This window comes from Paracoccus alcaliphilus, assembly GCF_028553725.1.
GTDB classification, from domain to species: Bacteria; Pseudomonadota; Alphaproteobacteria; order Rhodobacterales; family Rhodobacteraceae; genus Paracoccus; species Paracoccus alcaliphilus.
Window position 1 is genome coordinate 45146 of the sequence record NZ_CP067125.1, and the last position, 23688, is coordinate 68833.

Below are 23688 nucleotides of genomic sequence, written 5' to 3' on the forward strand. Positions count from 1 at the left end.
GAGCAGAGCAGATGGCGACACCCAAGGTTCTTGTCACCCGGCGCTGGCCCGCCGCTGTCGAGGCGCGGCTGTCCGAACTGTTCGACGCCGATTTCAACAGCTCGGACACGCCGCTGACGCCCGAGGATTTCCGCGAGGCATTGCAGAACTATGATGCAGTGCTGCCCACGGTGACCGACCGGATCGGCGCCCCGGCGCTGGAACTGACCCGGCCCCAGACCCGGATCCTGGCCAATTACGGCGTCGGCTACAGCCATATCGATCTGGACCGGGTCGGGCGGCATGGCATGGTCGTGACCAACACGCCCGATGTGCTCAGCGAATGCACCGCCGATCTGGCGATGACCCTGCTGCTGATGGCGGCACGCCGCGCGGGCGAGGGCGAACGCGAGCTGCGCGCGGGACGCTGGACCGGCTGGCGGCCGACGCATCTGGTGGGCACCAAGGTCTCGGGCAAGACGCTTGGCATCGTCGGTTATGGCCGGATCGGTCAGGAAATGGCCCGGCGCGCGCATCACGGCTTTGGCATGAAGATCGTCGCCTATAACCGCAGCAAGATCGCACCCGAGGTTCTGGCCCGCTGCGATGCCATTCAGGTGGACAGCATCGACGAATTACTGCCGCAATGCGATTTCGTCTCGCTGCATTGTCCGGGCGGGGCGGAAAACCGGCATCTGATCGATTCCACCCGCCTGAACCTGATGCGGCGCGACGCCTTTCTGATCAACACCGCACGCGGAGAGGTGATCGACGAACTGGCCCTGTCGCAGGCGCTGTGGTTCGAGACCATCGCCGGTGCCGCGCTGGATGTCTTTAACGGAGAGCCGAACATCAACCCCGCCTTGCAGGATTGCGAAAATCTGGTGATGCTACCGCATCTGGGCAGCGCCACCCGCGAAGCGCGCGAGGCGATGGGCTTTCGCGTCGTGGACAACCTGCGCGATTTCTTCGATGGCCGCGAACCGCGCGACCGGGTGAACTGAAAACCGGCGCGTCAGCCCTGCGCAAGGATCCGGCGCGCCGCCTCGGCCATATCGCGCAGCCGCACCCCTGCGGGCGGGATGTCATTGATCCGGCCCGCTCCCTGACCGGCGAACAGCGCCATCGCCTCCATATCGCCGGTGGTGGTGCGCAGCGGTGAATCGGTGCTGAAGCGCAGGCGGGGCGCATCACCGTCCCAGGCGATGGCGTCGCGGGGCAGGGTGGCCGGGTCATGCCCGAACAGCCGCCCGTCCAGCGCGTCGGTCACGCTATTGCCGATCACCCGCACCGCCGCGCCCTTGGGCCAGTTCAGCACGAACACATCGGTCAGCACGGTGTCATCACCCGTCGCGGCGGTCACGCGGGTCTTGTGATAGTCATGGGCAAAGGATTCCCCGGTGGCCAGAAAGGCGGTGCCGCATTGCACCCCGTCCAGCCCGGCCCGCAGCGCGGCCGCCAGATCATCGCCGGTCGAGATGCCGCCCGCGATCACCACCGGCAGGCGGCTGACCGCATGGACCCCGACCGCCAGATCAAGCCCGGCTTCGCGGCCATGAACATGGCCCCCGGCCTCGACCCCCTGCACGATCAGAACATCGACCCCGGCCTGTTCGGCCTCGGCGGCGGCCTGCCGGGTGCCGACCTGATGCAGCACCAGACAACCGGCCTGTTTCACCCGCGCAATCACCTCGGGCATGACATCCCAGAAGAACGAAAACGCGCCGATCCCCAGATCGAGACAGCACCGGATCTGCGCCTCCAGCAGGGCCGGATCGGTCGCGGAAGGGATCAGGTTCACCGCAAAGGGCCGGTCGGTCGCGGCGCGCAGGGCGGTGACCTCGGACTCGATCAGCGCCGGGTCCTCGCGCACCATGCCAAGGGTCGCATATCCCCCGGCTTCGGCCACCGCCGCCGCCAGTTCCCACCGCGCCACGCCGCCCATTCCGGCCAGCAGAACCGGCACCTCGCAGCCCAGCAGATCGCAAAGGGGCGTATGAAGCGGATCAATGGTGGCGGGCGTCATCATGCCGCCAGCCTATGCCCAAGCCCGACGAAAGGAAACCGCCACGCGACAATATGCCGGGGGCTGCGTAATGATGCAGGCTGGATTTGCACCCGACCGGCGCGCTATCCTGCCACGACCCCGCATAAGGAGCCGAACGTGTGACCATGACGACGCGCCGCCCGACCGGCAATCTGATCGAGCCTGTTGTCGGGGCAACGGTGCAATATGTCATCGACACTCTGGCGATGCGGATCGTGTCGCAGGAATACGGCACCGACGAGCGCCTGCCGTCGGAACGGCAACTGGCGCAGGATCTGGGCGTGGCCCGCAACACGGTGCGCGAGGCGCTGGACCAGCTGGAGGCGCGCGGCATGATCCGGCGTCGCGCCGGGTCGGGGTCATTCGTCACCTACAACCCCGAGGGCGCCAGCGAATCGCTCAGCCCGGTCGCCGCGGAAACCGGGCCGCTGCATCTGCAGGTGGTGCGCAGCATTCTGGAACCCGAAATGGTGCGGCTGGCGATCATCAACATGTCGCCCCGCAAGATCGAGGCTTTGGGAGAGACCCTGTCGCAGATGGAGGCGGTGCAGACGGATGCCAATGCCTTCGTGCGGCTGGAAGAGGAATTCCACCGCCAGATCGCGGCCGGCACCGACAATCCGCTGCTGATCGCCTGCTATAATCTGGTGATCGACGCGCGGCGCCAGTCCTTCCGCGCCGCCATGTATCGCCGTCACCTGACGCCCAGCCGCATCGCCGCCTATCAGCGCAGCTATAACGCGCTGTTCAATGCCATCACCGCCCGCGTGATCGAAGATGCGACCGAGTTCATGAAGCTGGCCCTGATCGAGGATCAGAAGCTGCTGCTGCAAGAGGACTGAGGTCGGGCGCCCCGATGCGCTGGTGCCACATCTGCCCCAGATCCTCGAAATGCTGGCGCAGCAGCGGGCCGTGACGCGCCAGCCAGTCAAGGATCGAGCCGAATTCGATGATCCGCGCCCGACCGTCGCGGATGCCGACCACCGGCCAGTCGCCGACCAGCGCATTGTCGATCCCGAACAGCTCGGCCCCCGACCAGCGCGCGTCACCAAAGACATGGGGCATCTGCTGGTGACGCTTCATCGCCGCCAGAACCGTGACCGGCACGGTCGTATCCGCGCTTTCAACGGCATTGTGCCACAGGTCCAGAATCGAGGCATATTCCCAGCTGACCGCGCTCCATTCCCCCGGAAAGCGGGTGTTGTATGTGTCGAAGAACGCCTTGGGACGGCGAAAGAAGAACGCCTTGTCGGCCAGCAGCGGATCGTCGAAATCGGGAAACTGGAAGGTAAAGCGCGACATGAAATCCGCCGAGGTGCGGGCGATCAGCTGCGGATAGTCGTCGCCGGTGCAGGTCAGGATCGGGCCGCGCCAGCCAAGGTCATGGGCGGCCTCGGTCAATGCGCCCACCATCGGCGCGGATGAGGAACACCAGCACAGCAGATCCGGCCCGTCAGCCAGCATCGCGGCGACGATGGGGCGGGCGTCGGTCTCGGTCGGGGCATAGCGGATTTCCCTGACCACCTGCCGTCCCGCCGCCTGAAACGCGGCGCGATAGACCGCCAGCGAGGGCAGCCCCAGCCGGTCGGTCTGGCTGCACAGCGCCACCCGCCGCATGTCGGGTCGGGTTCGCGCCAGCCATTCGACCCCAGTCACGTTGCACAGCGGATGCAGCTCTGCCGGGGCGATCAGCGACCGCGTGTCGGGCGACAGGTCCGAGGTCAGCAGCGTCGCCACCAGCACCCCGCGCGACATCAGCCAGGGCAGGGCGGGCGCGAAACTGTCGCCGCCAAGCGTCAGGATCAGCCGCGTCCGGTGGCGTTCGACCATGTCGCGCGCGGCCTCCAGCGTCGCGGCGGGATCGACAGCGCTGTCATGGGCGACGATCTCGACCAGATGGCGCTTGCCCGCGACCATCAGCCCGCCATGTTCGTTGACCCAATCCACCCAGATGCGACAGCCCTCCAGCCCCGGAAGGCCCCATCGCTGTTCCGGCCCCGACAGGGGCGCCAGAAAACCGATCCGCAACGGCGACCGATTCTCTGCGTTCAGTCTTGGGATCGAGCCCGCCACCAACAGGCGCTGAGCAAGCGATGGAATGCGCATAAAACCACCTATACCCGGTTTTTCGCGCATCCAATGCTTAATAATGAGCGGGAATCGTATTCCGGTGAAGAAAAATTCTTGACCGAGAGGCGCATCCGGTTCCTACTTGGTTCATGCCGGGGGAACCAGTTGGAAAAATTGGTCCATACCGCAAGACAGGGAGCTAGGATCATGACGAAACGTATCGCCATCATCGGTGCGGGCCCTTCGGGGTTGGCTCAACTGCGGGCTTTTCAGTCGGCGGCAAGGAATGGCGCGGATATTCCCGAAATCGTCTGCTTTGAAAAGCAATCGAACTGGGGCGGTCTGTGGAACTACACCTGGCGCACCGGGCTGGATGAAAATGGCGAGCCGGTGCATTGTTCGATGTATCGCTATCTGTGGACCAACGGCCCGAAAGAGGGGCTGGAATTCGCCGATTATTCCTTCGAGGAGCATTTCGGCAAGCAGATCGCCTCTTATCCGCCGCGCGCCGTGATGTTCGACTATATCGAGGGGCGGGTGCTGAAGGCGGGGGTGCGCGACTGGATCCGTTTTTGCACCGTCATCCGTCATGTCGAATATGACGAGGCCACCACCCGCTTCACCGTCACCGCGCATGATCTGGACGACGACCGGATGTACAAGGAAGAATTCGATCATGTGATCGTGGCCTCGGGTCATTTCTCGACGCCGAACGTGCCGGAATACGAGGGTTTTTCCACCTTCAACGGCCGCATCCTGCACGCCCATGACTTCCGCGACGCCCGCGAATTCGAAGGCAAGGACGTGCTGATCCTGGGATCGTCCTATTCGGCCGAGGACATCGGCTCTCAATGCTGGAAATACGGCGCGAAAACGATCACCTCATGCTATCGCTCGGCGCCGATGGGTTTCGAATGGCCCGACAACTGGGATGAGCGGCCCGCGCTGGTCCGTATCGAGGACCGGACCGCAGTGCTGGCCGACGGCACCCGCAAAGAGATCGACGCGATCATCCTGTGCACCGGATACAAGCATTATTTCCCCTTCCTGCCCGACGACCTGCGGCTGAAGACCGCGAACCGGCTGGCGACGGCGGATCTCTATAAGGGGGTGGTCTGGGTGCATAATCCGCGCCTGTTCTATCTGGGTATGCAGGATCAGTGGTTCACCTTCAACATGTTCGACGCGCAGGCATGGTATGTGCGCGACGTCATTCTGGGCCGGATCGAGTTGCCCTGCGACAAACAGGCGATGATGGCCGATGTCCGCGAGCGCGAAGACCGCGAAGAGGCGTCCGACGACGTGAAATATGCGATCCGCTATCAGGCCGATTACGTCAAGGAACTGATCGCGGAAACCGACTATCCCAGCTTTGACGTGGACGGGGCCTGCGGGGCGTTTCTGGAATGGAAGAAGCACAAGGCCGAGGACATCATGGCCTTCCGCAACCACTCTTACAAATCGGTCATCACCGGCACCATGGCGCCGAAACATCACACGCCGTGGAAAGATGCGCTGGACGATTCGATGGAAGCCTATCTGGTCAACTGAATATCGGTGATCCGGGGCAGGGCATCCCCCCCGGTCCTTTCATGGGAGGCAAACATGCTGCACCTTCAGCCCGATGGCCTGTTCCGGCCGGGCCCGCCATCTGCGTCTGTGGCGCGCCGTGCGGAGGCTTTTACGCTGGCCGGTGGCGTGGAACGATATGTCGTGCCGGGCGCAGGGGCGATCGCCGTGCAGATCGCCACGGGCGACCGGATCGGGATCACCAATGACGAGGGCGGGCAAAGCTGCGAGTTCCTGACCGCCCATCCCGACGGGCGACTGGATGCCGGGCTGGTGGATGCCCGCGCGGATCGCCCGGCCGAAGGGTTGCGGGCGCTGCTGGTCTCGGGCCATCCGGGGCTGAAACCGCTGCGCCGCCGTCTGGAAGAACGCGGCATCTCGCTGGACGGCGCGAGGGCCATCGGACTGTTCGGCCCCGGATCGCGCGCGGGCGAGACGGTGTCGTTCACGGTCCAGTCTCCGGGCTGGGCAATCATTGCCGCGCCGGGCGGGGCGATGGATTTCGACGCGCAGGACACCGCCACGCCGCTGACCGTCCGCATCACCCGCGCCACGCCGCGCCACAAGGGCCGTTTCGCCCTGCCGGTGCCGCTGGCCGATCCGCTGCTGGATCTGCGGGTCAGAACCGCCACCGCCGAGGCCTATACCGTCAAGGCGGGCGACTTCATCCAGATCATCGATGTGGACGGGCGCCAATGCACCGATTTCCAGTGCTTCGACGCGCGCAAGCTGGAACGCGGCATCATCGAGCCGCTGGACATGACCACGACCCGGACAGTGCAGCACCATGCCTATCCGATGCCCGGCCTGCATGGGAAATATATGGATCAGGGCATGACGCCGCTGGTCGAGGTGGTGCAGGACACATGCGGACGCCATGACAGTTTCGCGCTGGCCTGTTCGGCGAAATACTATGACGACATGGGCTATCCGGGCCATGTGAGCTGTTCGGACAATTTCAACGCCGCGCTGGACCCTTACGGGGTCACGCCGCGCGCGGGCTGGATGGCGGCCAATTTCTTCTTCAATACCGGCATCGACGCGCATGGCGTGCTGTATACGGACGAGCCGTGGTCGCGCCCCGGCGACTATGTGCTGCTGCGGGCGCTGACCGATCTGGTCTGCGTTTCCTCGGCCTGTCCCGACGACACCTCGGCCGCCAATGGCTGGCACCTGACCGATATCCACATTCGCAGCTACAGCGCGTCGCAGCGGTTCTCCCGCGCGGTCGCCTGGCGCCCCACTCCTGACGCGGAGCCGATCATGACGCGCGAGACCGCCTTCCATCAGAACTTCGCCGCCATGACGCGGGATTTCGTCGAATATCGCGGCTTCTGGCTGCCCAATTCCTTTCCGACCTGCGATCCGGTCGAAAGCTATTGGGCCTGCCGCGAGGGCGTCGTGGTCATGGACCTGTCGGCGCTGCGCAAGTTCGAGGTGACCGGCCCCGATGCCGAGGCGCTGATGAACTGGGTGCTGACCCGCGACGTCGCCAAGCTGGGCCATGGACAGGTGGTCTATACCGCTATGTGCCACCCGCACGGCGGCATGATCGACGACGGCACACTGTTCCGGCTGGGCGACCAGAACTTCCGCTGGATCGGCGGCAGCGACGAAGGCGGCGTCTGGATGCGCGAAGAGGCCGAGCGGCTGGGCCTGAACGTGATGATCCGCTCTTCCACCGACCAGATGCACAACCTTGCGGTTCAGGGGCCGAAATCGCGCGAATTGATGTCCGGGATCATCTGGACCCACCCCCATCAGCCGGCTATTTCCGAACTGGGCTGGTTCCGCTTTGCCGTGGGTCGCATCGGCGGAGAGATGGGGATCCCGGTCGTCGTGTCGCGCACCGGTTATACCGGCGAGCTGGGATACGAGGTCTTTTGCCACCCCAGACACGGCAACGAGGTGTTTCAGGCGATCTGGCAGGCGGGCCAGCCGCTGGGGATCAAACCGATGGGACTGGCCGGGCTGGATCTGGTGCGGATCGAGGCCGGGCTGATATTCGCCGGCTATGACTTCAGCGACCAGACCGACCCGTTCGAGGCCGGGATCGGCTTTACCGTGCCACTGAAATCCAAGAATACCGATTTCGTCGGGCGAGAGGCGCTGCTGCGGCGCAAGGAGCATCCCAGCCGCAAATTCGTCGGGCTGGAGATCGAGGGCCGCGATCCCGTCGCGCATGGCGACTGCCTGCGAATCGGCCGCGCTCAGGTGGGCGAGATCTGCTCGGCCATGCGCTCGCCGCGCAGCGGGCAGATGATCGCGCTGGCCCGGGTGGATCTGGCCCATTCCGAACCGGGCACCGAAGTCGAGGTCGGACGGCTGGACGGTCGCATCAAACGCATCGCCGCAAAAATCGTCCCCTTCCCCCATTACGACCCGAAAAAGGAACGTCCCCGGTCGTAAGACAGGGGGCGGCAGCGAAAGAAAGGCAAGAAAAGGGCAACCCGTTCCACAGCCAAGAGGGAGCTGAAATGTGGAAACTGATCTTGCAACCGCGACCGCAATAATCAAACCAAGGCAAGGGGCAGAAGCTGCCTTTTGCCCGCTGACGATCCCGCCCATCCGCTTTTCCCTTGGCTGGCGGCATTGGCTGACGATCCCCACCGGGCTGACTCCGATAGAGCACAACCGCCACCGGTCCCGGTTGCGACGATAATCCGCCCCGGGATCGCGAAGGAACGGCAGGTCCGCCGTCGGGGGATATGGCGATGCCCCACGGACCAGCCGGAATCGCCGCGATACAGATAACAAAAACTCCGATTCGACTGGCGCGACATTCCCTGATCGGGAATCGCGGACGGCTTGTGCGTGCGTCGTCGCGAATAACAAGACGCTGCGGGATCGGGAAAACAACACCAACAAGGAGAGAAGAATGGAAACCGTTGCCGCTACATTACATGCAGAACAGGTAACGCTGAATTCGCTGGTGCAGAACCTCATCTATGGGTCGGGCACGGTCGGCGCGATTCTTGTGGTGGTGGGGCTGCTGATGATCGACGCAGGCACCACCCGCAGCAACAGTCTTTTCAATTCGACCATCGAGAAGACTGTCGGTTTTTTTGTCGGTTTCTCGGTTTATTTCCTGATCGGTTTCGGCTTCTGGGCGGGCCAGTATTACATCATGGAAGGCGGCACACTGGCCGATTCGCTGGCGGATTGGTGGCTGGGCGGCGCACTGGCCAACGGGCATGCGCAGAATGTCGATCCGGCAGTCTTTCCCGGCCTGAACACCTTCCAGATCTTCGTGTTCTTTCTGGCCTGCTTTGCCGGGATCATCAACGTGCTGCTGCATTTCGCCGTGTCCGAGCGGATGAAGCCGCTGGCCTATTACATCACCTCGGCTGTGGCGGCCGTTGTGTCCTCGGCGCTGAGTCTGGCTGTCTGGGGTTCGGTCGGGCCGCTGACCAATGCCGGTTTCCACGATTTCTTCGGGGTGGGCTTCGTCTATCTGTTTCCGGCGGGCATGGCGCTTGTCCTTGTGCCGATGCTGGGTCAGCGTCCGGGGATGTTCGGGCCCCATCCCAGGGTGGCCTCTTATGACGCCCCCAGCATCGGGCTGGCGGCAACCGGACTGATGACCATCTTTGCCGGACTGCCGATGGTTATCCTGTCCTGCCTGTTCTTCTTCGACCCCGAGGCGCTGGCTGTCAGCGTCACCATGGCCGATACCAGCGTCGGCATCGTGTTCAACAATTACGGGCTGGCATGGGCGGGTGGTGCCATCACCGGCGCGATCATCGGCTATCGCAAACGCTCTTACGCCTATCTGCTGCTGGGACCACTGGCCGGATATGTTGCCGGGGCGCCGGGTTTCGACGTTTATGCGCCGTGGCAAACCTTCCTTGTCGCCCTGTTCGCGCCGGTCGTCTCGTGGGTGATCTATGAGGCCACGCTGAAGCGCGGCATCGACGAACACAAACTGTTCCCGCTGTTTCTGGGCGCGGGGGTCTATGGGATGATCATGGTCGGGCTGATTAAGGCCGGCACGCCGCATGGCGGCTATTTCGGCATTACCGAAGGCCCCTATGCCTTCCAGCACGGCCAGATCGGCGTTCTCATGCAGCTGGTCGGCGTGGCTGTCTGCATCGGCACCGGCATGGTGACTGCATTCATCCTCAGCTTCGTGCTGAAACACACCGTCGGCCTGCATGTGGACGAGGACGACCAGGCAACCGGGCTGGATGAGATCTATTGGGGCATGAAACCCAATGGGTCGCCGCAGCCCCAACAGTTCTGAGCGATATTCCCTCAAGGAATATATAATTCCTTGAGGGAATATTTATGCTGTGATAGCCTTCAAGGGGAGGTGGCCATCATGTATTTCGCAGAGCAGAAAAAGCAATCGCTCCATGAAAAACTTGGCGGCGATGAGGGCATCCGCATTCTGGTCAAGGAATTCTATGACATCATCGAACAGGACGAGGATGCCAGGGCGCTGCATCTTCTGCATCTGCAAGGGGCAGGGGTCGCCCATTCGCGGGCCGAGCAGTTCGACTATCTTTGCGGTTTCTTCGGCGGCCCGCAATATTATGTAATGAAACACCGCCATTCCCGGCTGAAGGAAATTCACGAGCATGTGCCGATCGGCCCGGATATGCGCGATCTGTGGCTGAAATGCATGGACAAGGCGATCCGCAATGTTGGCATCGACAAGGATCTGGCCCGCACGCTGATGCGCCATTTCACCACGGCAGCGGAAACCACCCGGAACAGGGACTGACGCCGGGGCGGCAATCGCGCGCCGGACTGCCCGAAAAACAGGCATTGGCGGCATATTGCGGGCAGCGCCCCGCCCCTGCCGTTGCCTGTGCCATCGCCCTGTGACAACGCGGATGCAGTCACGGGCGGATCATGCACAAGAAGCTTCTCATCGTCATTGTCGAGCCCGACCCGGAACGGGCGCACCCCATCGTGGACGGGTTGCAGGCCAGTGGTGACCACGACATCCGCATCATCTCGGAACCCAGCGGGCTGGCGCGGCAGGTCATGGATCTGCGCCCCGATCTGGTGCTGATCGACATTGCCAACCCTTCTCGCGACGTGCTGGAGGAACTGGCGCTGGCCTCGGGACCGGACGAGCGGCCGGTGGCGATGTTCGTGGACCGCTCGGACGAGCAGATGACCCGTTCGGCCATCGAGGCGGGGATTTCGGCCTATGTCGTGGACGGGCTGCGCGCCGAGCGGATCAAGCCGGTCCTCGATGCCGCCATCGCCCGCTTTCACATCTTCCGGCAGATGCGGGCTGAACTGGCCGCCACCCGCGCCGCGCTGGAGGAACGCAAGATCATCGACCGCGCCAAGGCCGTTCTGATGCGGGCGCGGGGCATCGACGAAGAGGCGGCCTATGTGCTGCTGCGCAAGACCGCGATGGATCAGGGCAAGCGCGTGGGAGAGATCGCGCAGCATCTGGTCATGGCGGCGGGATTGTTGAACAAATGACCCGGCTGCGCCTTGGCTATGTCCCGTTGATCGACGCGGTGCCGCTGGTCATCGCCCGGGAACTGGGCTTTGCCGCCGAAGAGGGGCTGGAGCTTGAGCTGATCCGGCTGGGCGCATGGGCGCAAAGCCGCGACATGCTGGGCGCGGGGCTGATCGACGCGGCGCATATGCTGGTGCCGATGCCCATCGCGCAGTCTCTGGGGCTGGGGCCGCCGCTTCCGGCGATGGATCTGGTGATGTTCCTGTCGCATGGCGGGCAGGCCTTCGCGGTGAATCGCGTGATCGAGGCGCGGTTGCGCGCCGCCGGTCACGATTTCGCCTTCGCCGATGCCCGCGCCGCCGGTCTGGCGCTGCGCCATGCGGTGCCGGACGGGCTGCGGGTCGGCGTGCCGTTCCATTTCTCGACCCAGACCGAATTGACGCGCCACTGGCTGACCGCCTGCGGCTTCCCGGCCACCGGGTTGGAGCTGATCACCGTGCCGCCACCGATGATGGCCGATGCGATGGCGGCGGGCGAGGTGGACGCCTTTTGCGTGGGCGAGCCCTGGGCCAGCTTTGCCGTCGATCGCGGCATCGCGGCGCTGTTGCTGCCCGGCACGTCGATCTGGGCCGCGCCGCCGGAAAAGGGGCTGGTGCTGCGGCGCGATATCACCCAGCAGCAGCCCGAACAGGCCGGGGCGTTGATGCGGGCGCTGTGGCGGGCCGGGCGCTGGCTGGACGAGCCCGACCATCGCGGCACCGCCAGCGAGATCCTGTCGCGCCGGGATTACCTGAACCTGCCGCCCGAACTGGCCGAGCGCGGGCTGACCGGGCGGATGATGATCTCGGCCAGCGGCGAATTGCGTGACTGCCCCGGCTTCATCACCTTCACGGCGGGCGGAGCAAGCTTTCCGTGGAAAAGCATCGCCGCGCTGATCGCCAGCCGGATCGCCGCCCGGCACGGGCTGGAGACGGGCTGGGCGATGACCCGCGCCATGGCGCATTTCCGCACCGACCTTTACCGCCAGCACCTTCGCCCGGCGGGAACACCGCTGCCGGGCGCATCGCTGCGGCTGGAAGGCGCGCTGGCCGAGAATCGCATGGTCGCCGCCGAACGCGGCGCGATGATTCTGCGGGCGGATCGGTTCTTTGACGGCTTCACCTTCGATCCTCCGGCCGCCTGACCGTTTCAGGACTGCGCAATCTTTCAGCAAAGCGCATCCATTTTCCGTGCATCCGCACCCTGCCGCCGCGATTTAGCCGCAATCGCAGGCCGATGACTTGCCCATCCGCCGCGATCTGCCGATGTTGGGTCATGGCCCGGCGCAATGGCGCGCCACCGGCCCGCTCGCAACGATGCGGCATCCCCTCTGAAAGCGTCGGTCGACGGTTTTTCCGCATCCTTTCGGGTCGCCTCCGCATGTCCCGCGCTTTCCGACAGCAACCGCCAGTTTCGCCATCGGAGCATCCATGTCCGCCATCAGCCATCCACAATCCAGCCGCGCGCTTGGCCTTTCGACCAGCGCCTTCACCATCTGTTTCGCCGTCTGGACGATCTTTTCCATCATCGGCATCCAGATCGGCCAGCAACTGAACCTGACCGAGACCCAGTTCGGCCTGCTGGTCGGCCTGCCGATCCTGACCGGCTCGCTGGTTCGCATCGTCCTTGGGGTGATGACCGACCGGCTGGGGGGGCGACTGGTCTATACGCTGACCATGCTGGCCGCCGCCCTTGCGACCTTTCTGCTCAGCCATGCCTCGACCTATCCGCAGATGCTGCTGGCCGCGCTTGGCGTGGGTCTGGCGGGCGGGTCCTTTGCCGTGGGCGTGGCCTATGTCTCGCGCTTTTACGCGGCGGATCGGCAGGGCACCGCGCTTGGCATCTTTGGCGTCGGCAATGTCGGTGCGGCGCTGACCAAATTCGCCGCCCCCTTCGTCATGCTGGCCTGGGGCTGGCAGGCCACCGCGCAGATCTGGGCCGGGGCGCTGGCGCTGACCGCCGTGCTGTTCTGGGTGCTGTCCAAGGACGATCCGGTGACCGCCACCCGGCGCGGCGCCAAAGCGCCCCAGCGCAGCCTGCGGGCCGAGTTCGCGCCGCTGAAAAACGCGCAGGTCTGGCGTTTTTCGGCCTATTACTTCTTCAGCTTCGGGGCCTTCGTCGCGCTGGCGCTGTGGCTGCCGCATTACCTGATCGGCGTCTATGGCTTTGACGTGAAGGTGGCGGGCATGATCGGCGCGGCCTATTCCATCCCGGCCTCGATCTTCCGCGCCTATGGCGGCGTGCTGTCGGACCGGATCGGCGCGCGCAAGGTGATGTATGCGACCTTTGCCGTCTCGCTGATTGCCACGGCGATCCTGTCGATCCCCTCGGGCGTGCCGGTCGCGGTCTTTCTGGCGGTGATCTTCACCCTCGGCTTCTTCATGAGCCTGGGCAAGGCCGCCGTCTATAAACACATCCCGACCTATTACCCGCAGAATGTCGGCGCGGTGGGCGGGCTGGTCGGCATGATCGGCGGTCTGGGAGGCTTCGTGCTGCCGCTGCTGTTCGGCTGGCTGAAGGACGAAACCGGGCTGTGGTCCAGCTGCTTTGCCGTGCTGTTCCTGCTGGTCGCGGGCTGCGCACTGTGGATGCACCTGTCGATCCGCCGCCTTGACCAACCCAACCTGCAAGCCGCCTGAAAGGAGCCCGCAGATGAAAAGGAAACTGGTTGTCATCGGTGCCGGCATGGCCTCGGGACGGATGCTGGAACAGTTGTTCGACGCCGCACCCGACGCCTTCGACGTGACCCTGTTCAACGCCGAGCCGCGCGGGAACTATAACCGCCTGATGCTGTCGCCGGTGCTGTCGGGCGAAAAGACCTATGAGGAAATCATCACCCACCGCCCCGACTGGTACGAGGCGCATGGCGTCGATTGCCGCTTCGGCCAGCCGGTGGTGCGCATCGACCGGGACGCGCGGGTGGTTCATTCCAACCATTCCAGCGCCGAATATGACGCGCTGGTGATCGCCACCGGCTCGGCCCCCTTCATCATTCCGGTGGTGGGCAAGGAGCTGCCGGGCGTCGTCGCCTATCGCGATCTGGAAGACACCCACGCGATGATCGAGGCAGGCGTGGCGGGCAAGGATGCGGTGGTGATCGGCGGCGGGTTGCTGGGGCTGGAGGCCGCGGCAGGCATGGCCGCGCGCGGGGCCAGCGTGACCGTGATCCACCTGATGGGCCACCTGATGGAGCGTCAGCTTGACCCCGCCGCCGGCTACCTGCTGCAACGCGATCTGGAGAAACGCGGCATCAAGGTCCATTGCAAGGGCGCGACCAAGGCCATCCTTGGCCATGACCGGGCCGAGGCCGTGCTGCTGGAGGACGGCACCGTCTATCCCGCCGATCTGGTCTGCATGGCGGTGGGCATCCGCCCCGAGACCCGCATCGCCGTGGACGCACATCTGGAGGTCGAACGCGGCGTGGTCGTCGATGACGCCATGCGCACCAGCGACCCGCATATCTTCGCGCTTGGCGAATGCGTCGAACATCGCGGGCAATTGTTCGGTCTTGTCGCGCCGCTTTACGATCAGGCCAAGGTGCTGGCCAAAACCCTGCTGGATCAGGCGACCACCTTTGCGCCCGTCCAGACCGCGACCAAGCTGAAGGTCACCGGCTGCGACCTGTTCAGCGCCGGTGATTTCGCCGAAGGCGAGGGGCGCGAGGATATCGTGTTCCGCGATCCGGGGCGCGGCATCTACAAACGGCTGGTGCTTGAAAACAACCGCATCATCGGCGTCGTCATGTATGGCGATACCGCCGATGGCAACTGGTTCTATGGGCTGATGAAGGACGCCACCGATATCGGCGAGATGCGGGAAACGCTGATCTTCGGCCCGGCCTTTCAGGGGGGTGCCGCACCGGACCCTATGGCGGCCGTTGCAGCATTGCCGCCTGAGGCGGAAATCTGCGGCTGCAACGGCGTTTGCAAGGGCACCATCACCGATGCCGTTCTGGGCGGCGCGACGACGCTGGACGCGGTGCGCGCCTGCACCAAGGCGTCGGGATCCTGCGGGACCTGCACCGGGCTGGTCGAGCAGGTGATGAAGCTGACCCTTGGCGACGGCTTCACCGCCGCCGCCCCGGCAGGCATGTGCAAATGCACCACCCACAGCCACGAGGACGTGCGCCGGCTGATCCGCTCGATGGGGCTCAAATCCATTCCCGCCGTCATGCAGGAGCTGGGCTGGGAAACGGTCGGCGGCTGCCATTCCTGCCGCCCGGCGCTGAACTTCTATCTGCTGGCGGAATGGCCGCTGGAATATACCGACGACCGCCAGTCGCGTTTCGTGAGCGAGCGCAACCACGCCAATATCCAGAAGGACGGCACCTATTCCGTGGTGCCGCGCATGTGGGGCGGCGTCACCACGCCAGCCGAGCTGCGCGCCATCGCCGACGCGGCCGAGAAATACGACGTGCCGATGGTCAAGGTCACGGGCGGCCAGCGCATCGACCTGCTGGGGGTGCGCAAAGAGGACCTGCCGCATATGTGGGCCGATCTGAACGCCGCCGGGATGGTCTCGGGCCACGCCTATTCCAAGGGGCTGCGGACGGTGAAAACCTGCGTCGGTCAGCAATTCTGCCGCTTTGGCACACAGGATTCGACCGGGCTTGGCGTCCGGCTGGAAAAGCTGCTCTGGGGGTCGTGGACGCCGCACAAGGTCAAGCTGGGGATCTCGGGCTGTCCAAGGAACTGCGCCGAGGCGACCTGCAAGGATGTGGGCGTGGTCTGCGTCGATTCCGGTTTTCAGATCAGCGTGGCGGGGGCCGCCGGGATGGAGGTCAAGGAAACCGAGCATCTGGCCACCGTGCCGGGCGAGGATGAGGCGGTTCAGATCATCGCCGCCTTCGTCCAGCTTTACCGCGAACACGCCCGCTATCTGGACCGGCCCTATAAATGGGTGGCCAAGGTCGGGCTGGACTGGGTCCGGTCGCAGATCGACGACCTGCCCACCCGCGCCGCGCTGGTCGAGCGGTTCGAGATCAGCCAGTCGGTCTATCGTCGCGACCCCTGGGCCGATCTGTCCACCCCCACCGAGACGCCCAAATGGGCACCACTTGCCGATCTGACGCTGGAGGCTGCGGAATGACCATTTTTGTCGATATCGGATCGCTGGAGGACATCCCCCCGCAGGGCGCGCGGGTGGTGAAGACCGCTCAGGGCTGCGTCGCCGTGTTCCGCACCGCCGACGACCAGGTCTTCGCGCTGGAGGACCGTTGCCCCCACAAGGGCGGCCCACTGTCCGAGGGCATCGTGCATGGCGATCGCGTCACCTGTCCGCTGCATAACTGGGTGTTCGACATGAACTCGGGTCAGGCGCAGGGCAGCGACGAAGGCATGGTCCGCACCTATGCGACCCGCGTCCGGAACGGTCGCATCCTGATCGACGCAACCCTGATCCGCACCAGCCGCGCCGCCTGAGGATTTACATCATGTTCATACCCTATCATAATGTTTTTATGTTTGAATTTAGTAATCGTGATCTAGGTGTCCGCCCATGAACATGCAGGCTTCGCGCCCCGCTATCCGCACCACCTGTCCTTATTGCGGCACCGGTTGCGGGGTGCTGGCAACCCCTGACCGGGCGGGCGGAATGGCCATCGCGGGCGATCCCGACCACCCGGCCAATTTCGGACGGCTCTGCGTCAAGGGCTCGGCTCTGGGCGAAACGGTGGGGCTGAAGGGTCGGCTGCTGACGCCACGCATCCACGGGCGCAATGCCAGCTGGGATCAGGCGCTGGATCTGGTGGCTCGGCGGTTCAGCGAAACCATCGCCGAACACGGGCCGGATTCGGTGGGCTTCTATGTCTCGGGGCAGTTGCTGACCGAGGATTACTATGCCGCCAACAAGCTGATGAAGGGCTTTATCGGCAGCGCGAATATCGACACCAATTCGCGGCTGTGCATGGCGTCTTCGGTCGCCGGGCACAGGCGGGCCTTCGGAACCGATACCGTGCCGGGACTGTATGAGGATCTGGAAGAGGCCGATCTTGTGGTGCTGGTCGGCTCGAACCTCGCATGGTGCCATCCGGTGCTGTATCAGCGCCTTGCCGCCGCGCGTCAGGCGCGCGGCACCCGTGTCGTCGTGGTGGACCCGCGCCGCACGGCCAGTTGCGACATCGCCGACCTGCATCTGGCGCTGAGCCCTGGATCGGATGCGGCGTTGTTCAACCTGCTTCTGTCTGAAATCATCAGAAAAACAGATTGTTCTACTGATAATATCGAAGGATTCGAGGATGCGGTGCAGGCGGCGCAGCAGGTGAACCCCGCCGCCACCGGCTTGCCTCATTCAGACTTGCAGCAGTTTCTGAATATGTGGCTGCAAACGACGAAAACAGTTACGATTTATTCTCAGGGTATCAATCAATCCGACAGCGGCACCGACAAGGTCAACGCGATCATCAACTGCCATCTGGCGACCGGGCGCATCGGTCGCCCCGGCATGGGTCCGTTCAGCGTCACCGGCCAGCCCAACGCCATGGGCGGGCGCGAGGTGGGCGGGCTGGCCAATATGCTGGCCTGCCATCTGGATATCGAGAACCCGGCCCATCGCGACGCGGTGCAGGGCTTCTGGGCCTCGCCCCGCATGGCCGACAGGCCCGGCCTCAAGGCGGTCGAGATGTTCCGCGCCGTCGAGGACCGCCGGATCAAGGCGCTGTGGATCATCTGCACCAACCCGGCGGTATCCATGCCCGAGGCCGACCGCGTGGCACGCGCCATCGCGGGCTGCGATTTCGTCGTGGTCTCGGACATGATCGCGCAAACCGATACAACACGGTTGGCCCATGTCCTGCTGCCCGCGACCGGCTGGGGCGAGAAGGACGGCACCGTCACCAATTCCGAACGCCGCATCAGCCGCCAGCGCCGGGTGCTGGCCCCGGCCGGGCAGGCCCGCGACGACTGGCGCATCATCGCGGATGTCGCCGCGCGCATGGGCTGGGCCGAGGCCTTTGCATGGGACAGCCCCGCACAGGTCTTTGCCGAACACGCCGCGCTGTCGGGCGTGGCGGGGGCTTTGGGCAGCGATTTCGACATCTCGGACCTCGCCGGGATCAGCGACGGCGAATATGACCGGTTAGAGCCGTTCTTGTGGCCGCAATCGCCGCGAAAACGCGGGGGGCGGTTCTTTGGCGACGGACGGTTCCACACACCTTCGGGCAAGGCCCGGATGATCGCGGTCACACCCCGGACGCCACCGCCCGTCAGCCGCGAATATCCGTTCCGGCTGAACACCGGGCGCGTCCGCGACCACTGGCATACGATGACCCGCACCGGCCTGTCGCCCCGTCTGTCGCGCCATCTGGCCGAGCCTTATCTGGAGCTGCACCCAAAGGACGCCGCCCGACTGGGGCTGCAACCAGCGTCCCTTGCACAGGTCAGCAGCCCGCATGGCCGCGCCATCCTGCGGGTTCTGGTCACCGACCGCGTGGCCCCCGGCCATCCCTTCGCGCCGATGCACTGGACGAGCGAGACTGCGCCCTCGGGCCGTATCGATACGCTGGTGGCCGGGCTGACCGATCCGGTCTCGGGCCAGCCTGCGCTGAAATCGGGCGTCGTGGCGATCCGGCCCTTCGCGGCGGCGTTTTACGGTTTTGCCGTCTCGACCCGCGCGATCCGGCCCGATTGCAGCTATTGGGCGCGGGCGGCCCTGCCTGCGGGCCATCAGGCCGAGCTTGCCGGAGAGGCGCAGCCCGGTGACTGGATCGCGGCGGCACAGGCGATGTTCGGGCTGGATCTGGAACCGCTGGTCATGCGTGACGACAGCCGCGGCCTGATCCGCATGGCCTTCGTCGAGGATCAGCGGTTGCAGGCGGCGCTGTTCGTGGCACCCGGACCCGTTGCGGTGGCGCGCAGCCATGTGGCGGCGGCGCTGGCCTCGACCGAGGGCGCCGACATTCTTGCCGGCCGTCCGGGAGAGGGCAGGGTCGATGAGGGCGCGCTGGTCTGCGCCTGCCTTGGCATCGGCGCGAACCGGATCCTGCGCAGCATCGCCGACAGCAAGCTGACCAGCGTCGAACAGATCGGCGCGACATTGGGGGCGGGCACGAATTGCGGCTCTTGCCGGTCCGAGCTGAAGGCCCTGCTGGCCACGGCCATGACGTGATTGCAGGGCGGCGGGCACAAACCCGCCGCCCTGACCGGTTCTTACAGCTGGAACACCTGATTGGCGATGATGACCACAGCCACACCCGCCGCCAGCGTCAGATAGGGCCGTATTCCGGCCTTGCGCACGCTCAGATCGCGGGAACCGCCGACGGCCAGATCATCCAGCATCGCCTCGGGGAAGCGACCCTTGTCGGTGACATAGTGGCGATAGGCAAAGACCGGCAGGATCAACGCGATGGCGATGACGGCGGAACGCAGCGTGCCCTCGCCCCAGACATTCGCCCCTGCGCCCAGCAGGACCGCGTTCACGAAGGCCAGACCGCCGCCGATCCACAGCAGGATCGTAGGCGCCTTCCACGGGCGATGCGCGCCGCCATTGTCGATCCGGTGCAGCCAGCCCGAATGCAAGTTCAGGAAGTTGAACACCAGATAGCAGCAGTTCGACACCGCCAGCACGAACAGGTAATCCGACATCATCAGCAGGATCAGGTTGAAACCCAGATCGGTCCACATGGCGCTGGTCGGCGCGCCGTGCTTGTTGGCATGGGACAGGAATTTCGGCAGCCAGCCATCGACCGAACCCTGATACAGCGTGCGCGACGATCCGGCCATCGAGGTCATGATCGCCAGCACCAGCGCCAGCAGCAGCATGACGACCATGACCCGTGCCACGATGGCACCACCACCGACCATGCCCGCCATCGCCCCGGCCACCGCCGAGCCATCGACGATGCCCGGCTGCAACATCCCCTCGACCCCCAGCACGCCCTGAAAGCTGAGCGGCACCAGCGTATAGATCACCACGCAAACGACACCGGCGGCGATGATCGCGCGGACCGTATCGCGCTTGGGGTCCTTGAATTCGCTGGTATAACAGATCGCCGTCTCGAAGGCATAGGCCGACCATGCCGCGATGAACAGCCCGCCCAGAAACAGCGTCGTGCCCTCGGTATCCCACGCGCCCGAGATGGGGATGATCGGCGTCAGGTTCTCGGCCAGCACATTGCCCGACAACAGCGGCACCAGCCCGACGATCAGCAGCGGGATCAGAACCGCCAGCCCGACAACGGTCTGGATCTTGGCCGCGCGCGAAATACCGTGATGCTGCAACGCGAACACGATCAGCAGGATCACCGTCCCGACGATCGAGGTGGTGTTGATCCGCAGCGTCAGGCCCTGATTGAGGAAATCGAGGTTTACCAGCGTGATTTCCCACGCATTGATCGCCGCCCCCGCGCCGAACAGCGTCGTCAGGATATAACCCGCCGCCAGCCCGCCCCCGATGGCCAGAACCGGCGTCCATGCCAGCCAGTTGCACCAGACCGAAAGCGGCGCGATGATCTTGGAGTAACGCACCCATGCCGCCGCGCCATAGACCGACGCGCCGCCGGATTTGCTGGGAAACAGGCCCGCGATCTCGGCATAGACGAAGGCCTGCAAGAAGCCGAAGGTCACGGACAGCATCCAGATCGCCCATGAGGGATTGCCGACCGTGGCCGCGATCCCGCCGATGGAAAACAGCACCAGCGCCGGGACGCCGGATGCCATCCAGAAGGCATCCTTCCAGCCGATCGCCCGGTGCAGCGTGCCGCCGCCCTCGGCGGACGGTATGCCTGCTTCGGTTGTCGATGTCATCTTGTTCTCCCTGTCGATTGTTTTTGTTCGGTTATTCTTGCGTCGCCCGTGGTAGGTCCAGCATTTCAGACCCCGAACAGAAGCAACCGGACATTCGGCAACAAGGGATCATCCCGCGCCCATGCAGGTGCGCAGCGGAAAGGCCGATCCTTTGGGGCGTCGCTATCCTTGTTAGGTCGGTTCGTCGGGGAAAATTCCGGGCGATGTCGGCTGTCCGTCATCGAACCGGGACAGATACTCGATGATAAGGGGCCGGTTGACGGCGAAACCCTTGTATTCGGCAAGCTCGTCGGGCAAGTCGCGGATCACCCGATGCAGGCGGCGGCCCCATTTCGGCACCTTGACCAGATCCTGCAACGCGATCAGGTAACAGCGGATCGGAAAGACCAGCGCATTCGAGCGCGGCAGCCGGAAGAAAGTCTGCAATTCGACCCGAAGATATTGCTTTTCACCGATATTTTCCGGCGTCACCGTCCGCTTTTCCGGGCCCCATTTGTGATAGTTCTCGGGGCTGGTATCCAGACGCGGATTGACCGTCATCGTCCAGTTCAGCCGCCGCGACGGCGCGTCCTGCTGGATCGCCAGCAGGAATTTCAGCGCCCGTTGGAAAACCCCCATCTTCTCGGCCAGCGGCACCGGCGCGTGCCATTCAAAGAAGTTCATGCCGATGTCGAAATCCAGCGACCAGTCGGCTTGACTGGTCACCATTCCGGCCTCCATCCACAGATTGCCCTCGCGCTGATCCAGCAGCGCGAAATCCCCCTGCGCCTGACGGGTGATATATTCCATCGGCCCATAGGGCAGCGTCGTCGGGTCCAGAAACACGAATTTATGGTCGATGCCCAGGGGGCGGTTGATCCAGTGCCAGCGATCGTCATCTCGATTCAGGCTGAATAGTTCTGGATAATCTTCTGATTTTGCTTCCATAATCAGTTCCAGCAGATCCCACCCGGCCAGATCCATATGCGGCAGGGACTGGCAGCGCAGCGGGTCTTCGCGCAGGGTGATTTCCCGGTCGCGCATCTCCGAGACGTAATGTTCGTCAACGTCAAAGCGGTTCTGGAACGGGGTGCCTTCGCGCCCGCCCATATGCGGCTCCATGTTGACGGAATACATGTAATCGTCCTTGTCGAACGGGAACGGAAACCGCCGCAGCGCCTGAGCCGTGTTATAGAAGCTGTAATCGTCGCGGAACGTTTCATCGTTGAACTGGATGGTCATCGGTTCCTCCTAACGGTTGATGATCAGCTCTTCGCCGCGAAAGCGGGAGACGCAGGGCATGATCCGGGTCTGTGACGAATGTTCGTCCTCGGTCAGCCAGTGGTCGTTGTGCTCGATCCGGCCGTGGCACGAGACGACCTCGGTTTCGCAGCGGCCGCAGGCGCCGCCGCGACAGCTCCAGTCGATATCGACCCCGGCTTCCTCCAGCGCCTCCAGCAGGCTTTGATGCGGGCCGACGGTGACGCGTTGCCCGGATTTCGCCAGCGTCACCTCGAAGGTGCGGCCGGGCGGAGGGGCAAGGAACACCTCGGAATGCAGCGAACTGCGCGGCCAGTGCAGCCGTTCGGCGCATTGGGTAACGGCGGTGATCAGCCCCTGCGGGCCGCAAGTATAGACATGCGTGCCGATGGGCTGGCGGTCGAGGATCGCGCCCAGATCCATCCGGTTGTCCTCGTCCGAGATATGGGCGTGGATATGCGGCAGATCCGGCAGCAGGCGCAGCCCGGCGGCCTCGGCCCGGGAACGGGCGGCATAGTGGATTTCGAACCGCCCCTGCATCCGCAAAAGCTGCTGCATCTGGGCGATGATCGGGGTGATGCCGATGCCGCCCGCCAGCAACACATGCTTGCGCGCCCGCATGTCCAGCGCGAACAGGTTCAGCGGCGTGGAAATCCGCATCATGTCGCCCAGCCCGACCTGCCCATGCATGAAGCGCGAGCCACCCCGCCCGCCATCCTCGCGCCGCACGGCGATCTCATAGCCCGAGCCGTCCTCGGGGTCCGAGATCAGCGAATAGGCATTGCGACGCAGCACATCGCCATCGGGCATCTCGACCACGATATGCGCGCCACCCGAAAACAGCGGCAGCTTCCGGCCCTGCGGATGCTCAAAGCGAAAGCGTTTGACCAGCGGCGACAGGGATTCGATCTTGGTTACACGCAGCATCTGGGTGCTCATGCCTTGATCTCCTGCTGGGGGGGGACCTCGCCGGGGGCTTCGGCATCGACGCAGACGCCCTGGAACGCGGCGTGACGGCGCGAGTAATGATCGCGCACGAACAGCGTCAGCCCGCAATGCGAACAGGTGAACGGGTCGGTGGTGACATCCTCGGTAATGCCCTTGCAGTGGACGCATTGCATCCGCCGCGCGATCGAGCCGCGATGATCCGCCTCGATCATCTCGGGCAGCATCCCCGCCGCCATCGCCTCGGTGCTGGCCTGACCGATCAGCCCCTCGGTTCCGGCCAGATAAAGCCGGGTGTTCATCCGCGCCTCGGCCAGCAGTTTGCGGAACCGCGGCAGGATCGAGCCATAGCTGGCCGCCTGCACGAAACTGGCCGGGTCATGGGCCTGAAGCGCGGGTCCCAGATCGCAGCCCTCGGGGATATAGATCACATGGGCATGGGGCAGAATCGAAGGGTCCGCCGCGATCAGTTCCAGCAGCGCCTCGGCCCCCGGCCCGTTGGCAAGCATCAACGAGGGCACGGCGCCGTGCGATTTCAGCCCGCCATAGACCGGGCGGCTGGGAATCGACGGCGTGAATTTCGTGGCTGGCATTGGCTACATCGTCCTTCCTGTCGGTCGGGTGGGGCGGTCTGA

General features: G+C 64.6%; 18 protein-coding genes. 12 read left to right on the forward strand and 6 right to left on the reverse strand.

Annotated elements, in window-relative coordinates; translation table 11 throughout:
• Positions 1 to 11 precede the first annotated feature (11 nt).
• Positions 12 to 983 (forward strand): 2-hydroxyacid dehydrogenase, encoded by a 972-nt coding sequence (locus JHW40_RS18625; protein WP_090610856.1) that lies wholly within the window; start codon positions 12 to 14, stop codon positions 981 to 983.
• A gap of 11 nt (positions 984 to 994) precedes the next feature.
• On the opposite strand, the gene JHW40_RS18630 is transcribed toward JHW40_RS18625, so the two are convergent.
• A complete protein-coding gene (locus tag JHW40_RS18630) occupies positions 995 to 2008 on the reverse strand; it encodes an NAD(P)H-dependent flavin oxidoreductase (protein WP_090610857.1) in 1014 nt (337 codons plus the stop codon).
• Between the two features lie 143 nt (positions 2009 to 2151).
• Between JHW40_RS18630 and JHW40_RS18635 the strand changes: the two genes are divergently transcribed.
• Positions 2152 to 2868, forward strand: a complete 717-nt coding sequence (locus tag JHW40_RS18635) for a FadR/GntR family transcriptional regulator (RefSeq protein WP_090610917.1) — start codon at positions 2152 to 2154, stop codon at positions 2866 to 2868.
• On the opposite strand, the gene JHW40_RS18640 is transcribed toward JHW40_RS18635, so the two are convergent.
• Positions 2816 to 4132 carry an ABC transporter substrate-binding protein gene (locus JHW40_RS18640; protein ID WP_090610858.1) on the reverse strand — a complete coding sequence of 439 codons (1317 nt, stop codon included), beginning with the start codon at positions 4130 to 4132 and terminating at the stop codon, positions 2816 to 2818. The two genes, JHW40_RS18635 and JHW40_RS18640, sit on opposite strands and share 53 nt — an antisense overlap.
• Positions 4133 to 4303: 171 nt before the next feature.
• Between JHW40_RS18640 and JHW40_RS18645 the strand changes: the two genes are divergently transcribed.
• From JHW40_RS18645 to JHW40_RS18690, 10 genes are all read left to right on the forward strand, one after another.
• On the forward strand, positions 4304 to 5647 hold the full coding sequence (locus JHW40_RS18645) for an NAD(P)-binding domain-containing protein (protein ID WP_170851749.1): 1344 nt from the start codon (positions 4304 to 4306) through the stop codon (positions 5645 to 5647).
• A gap of 54 nt (positions 5648 to 5701) precedes the next feature.
• Positions 5702 to 8074 carry a trimethylamine N-oxide demethylase gene (locus JHW40_RS18650; RefSeq protein WP_090610859.1) on the forward strand — a complete coding sequence of 791 codons (2373 nt, stop codon included), beginning with the start codon at positions 5702 to 5704 and terminating at the stop codon, positions 8072 to 8074.
• Between the two features lie 469 nt (positions 8075 to 8543).
• Complete coding sequence (locus tag JHW40_RS18655; RefSeq protein ID WP_090610860.1) at positions 8544 to 9908, forward strand: ammonium transporter; 1365 nt, start codon at positions 8544 to 8546, stop codon at positions 9906 to 9908.
• A gap of 78 nt (positions 9909 to 9986) precedes the next feature.
• Positions 9987 to 10391, forward strand: coding sequence for a group II truncated hemoglobin (locus tag JHW40_RS18660; RefSeq protein WP_090610861.1), 405 nt, complete (start codon positions 9987 to 9989; stop codon positions 10389 to 10391).
• 131 nt (positions 10392 to 10522) lie between these two features.
• The gene (locus tag JHW40_RS18665) at positions 10523 to 11110 is read left to right on the forward strand and encodes an ANTAR domain-containing response regulator (protein ID WP_090610862.1); all 588 of its coding nucleotides are present in this window, start codon (positions 10523 to 10525) and stop codon (positions 11108 to 11110) included.
• Complete coding sequence (locus JHW40_RS18670) at positions 11107 to 12273, forward strand: ABC transporter substrate-binding protein (RefSeq protein ID WP_090610863.1); 1167 nt, start codon at positions 11107 to 11109, stop codon at positions 12271 to 12273. The genes JHW40_RS18665 and JHW40_RS18670 overlap by 4 nt, the downstream gene beginning before the upstream one ends.
• Before the next feature lie 286 nt (positions 12274 to 12559).
• Complete coding sequence (locus JHW40_RS18675; RefSeq protein ID WP_090610864.1) at positions 12560 to 13768, forward strand: MFS transporter; 1209 nt, start codon at positions 12560 to 12562, stop codon at positions 13766 to 13768.
• A 13-nt stretch (positions 13769 to 13781) separates the two neighbouring features.
• A complete protein-coding gene (nirB, locus tag JHW40_RS18680) occupies positions 13782 to 16217 on the forward strand; it encodes a nitrite reductase large subunit NirB (protein WP_090610865.1) in 2436 nt (811 codons plus the stop codon).
• The gene (nirD, locus tag JHW40_RS18685) at positions 16214 to 16549 is read left to right on the forward strand and encodes a nitrite reductase small subunit NirD (protein WP_090610866.1); all 336 of its coding nucleotides are present in this window, start codon (positions 16214 to 16216) and stop codon (positions 16547 to 16549) included. The genes nirB and nirD overlap by 4 nt, the downstream gene beginning before the upstream one ends.
• A 76-nt stretch (positions 16550 to 16625) precedes the next feature.
• Positions 16626 to 19232 (forward strand): nitrate reductase, encoded by a 2607-nt coding sequence (locus JHW40_RS18690; protein WP_090610867.1) that lies wholly within the window; start codon positions 16626 to 16628, stop codon positions 19230 to 19232.
• Positions 19233 to 19273: 41 nt separating this feature from the next.
• Here JHW40_RS18690 and JHW40_RS18695 read toward each other — a convergent pair whose 3' ends face one another.
• The 4 genes from JHW40_RS18695 to JHW40_RS18710 form a co-directional block, all read right to left on the reverse strand.
• A complete protein-coding gene (locus JHW40_RS18695; protein ID WP_090610868.1) occupies positions 19274 to 20869 on the reverse strand; it encodes a trimethylamine N-oxide permease in 1596 nt (531 codons plus the stop codon).
• Between the two features lie 171 nt (positions 20870 to 21040).
• Positions 21041 to 22090 carry a heme-dependent oxidative N-demethylase family protein gene (locus JHW40_RS18700; RefSeq protein ID WP_090610869.1) on the reverse strand — a complete coding sequence of 350 codons (1050 nt, stop codon included), beginning with the start codon at positions 22088 to 22090 and terminating at the stop codon, positions 21041 to 21043.
• A 9-nt stretch (positions 22091 to 22099) separates the two neighbouring features.
• Positions 22100 to 23047, reverse strand: a complete 948-nt coding sequence (locus JHW40_RS18705; protein ID WP_090610870.1) for a PDR/VanB family oxidoreductase — start codon at positions 23045 to 23047, stop codon at positions 22100 to 22102.
• Positions 23044 to 23646: a dimethylamine monooxygenase subunit DmmA family protein gene (locus JHW40_RS18710; RefSeq protein WP_090610871.1), complete on the reverse strand. Its 603-nt coding sequence runs from the start codon at positions 23644 to 23646 to the stop codon at positions 23044 to 23046. The genes JHW40_RS18705 and JHW40_RS18710 overlap by 4 nt, the downstream gene beginning before the upstream one ends.
• Between the last annotated feature and the right edge of the window lie 42 nt (positions 23647 to 23688).

Bases quoted from the DNA above. Each gene is read 5' to 3' on its own strand.
- JHW40_RS18625 (WP_090610856.1), top strand. From the start codon at position 12: ATGGCGACACCCAAGGTTCTTGTCACCCGGCGCTGGCCCGCCGCTGTC.
- JHW40_RS18630 (WP_090610857.1), bottom strand. From the start codon at position 2,008: ATGATGACGCCCGCCACCATTGATCCGCTTCATACGCCCCTTTGCGAT.
- JHW40_RS18635 (WP_090610917.1), top strand. From the start codon at position 2,152: ATGACGACGCGCCGCCCGACCGGCAATCTGATCGAGCCTGTTGTCGGG.
- JHW40_RS18640 (WP_090610858.1), bottom strand. From the start codon at position 4,132: ATGCGCATTCCATCGCTTGCTCAGCGCCTGTTGGTGGCGGGCTCGATC.
- JHW40_RS18645 (WP_170851749.1), top strand. From the start codon at position 4,304: ATGACGAAACGTATCGCCATCATCGGTGCGGGCCCTTCGGGGTTGGCT.
- JHW40_RS18650 (WP_090610859.1), top strand. From the start codon at position 5,702: ATGCTGCACCTTCAGCCCGATGGCCTGTTCCGGCCGGGCCCGCCATCT.
- JHW40_RS18655 (WP_090610860.1), top strand. From the start codon at position 8,544: ATGGAAACCGTTGCCGCTACATTACATGCAGAACAGGTAACGCTGAAT.
- JHW40_RS18660 (WP_090610861.1), top strand. From the start codon at position 9,987: ATGTATTTCGCAGAGCAGAAAAAGCAATCGCTCCATGAAAAACTTGGC.
- JHW40_RS18665 (WP_090610862.1), top strand. From the start codon at position 10,523: ATGCACAAGAAGCTTCTCATCGTCATTGTCGAGCCCGACCCGGAACGG.
- JHW40_RS18670 (WP_090610863.1), top strand. From the start codon at position 11,107: ATGACCCGGCTGCGCCTTGGCTATGTCCCGTTGATCGACGCGGTGCCG.
- JHW40_RS18675 (WP_090610864.1), top strand. From the start codon at position 12,560: ATGTCCGCCATCAGCCATCCACAATCCAGCCGCGCGCTTGGCCTTTCG.
- nirB (WP_090610865.1), top strand. From the start codon at position 13,782: ATGAAAAGGAAACTGGTTGTCATCGGTGCCGGCATGGCCTCGGGACGG.
- nirD (WP_090610866.1), top strand. From the start codon at position 16,214: ATGACCATTTTTGTCGATATCGGATCGCTGGAGGACATCCCCCCGCAG.
- JHW40_RS18690 (WP_090610867.1), top strand. From the start codon at position 16,626: ATGAACATGCAGGCTTCGCGCCCCGCTATCCGCACCACCTGTCCTTAT.
- JHW40_RS18695 (WP_090610868.1), bottom strand. From the start codon at position 20,869: ATGACATCGACAACCGAAGCAGGCATACCGTCCGCCGAGGGCGGCGGC.
- JHW40_RS18700 (WP_090610869.1), bottom strand. From the start codon at position 22,090: ATGACCATCCAGTTCAACGATGAAACGTTCCGCGACGATTACAGCTTC.
- JHW40_RS18705 (WP_090610870.1), bottom strand. From the start codon at position 23,047: ATGAGCACCCAGATGCTGCGTGTAACCAAGATCGAATCCCTGTCGCCG.
- JHW40_RS18710 (WP_090610871.1), bottom strand. From the start codon at position 23,646: ATGCCAGCCACGAAATTCACGCCGTCGATTCCCAGCCGCCCGGTCTAT.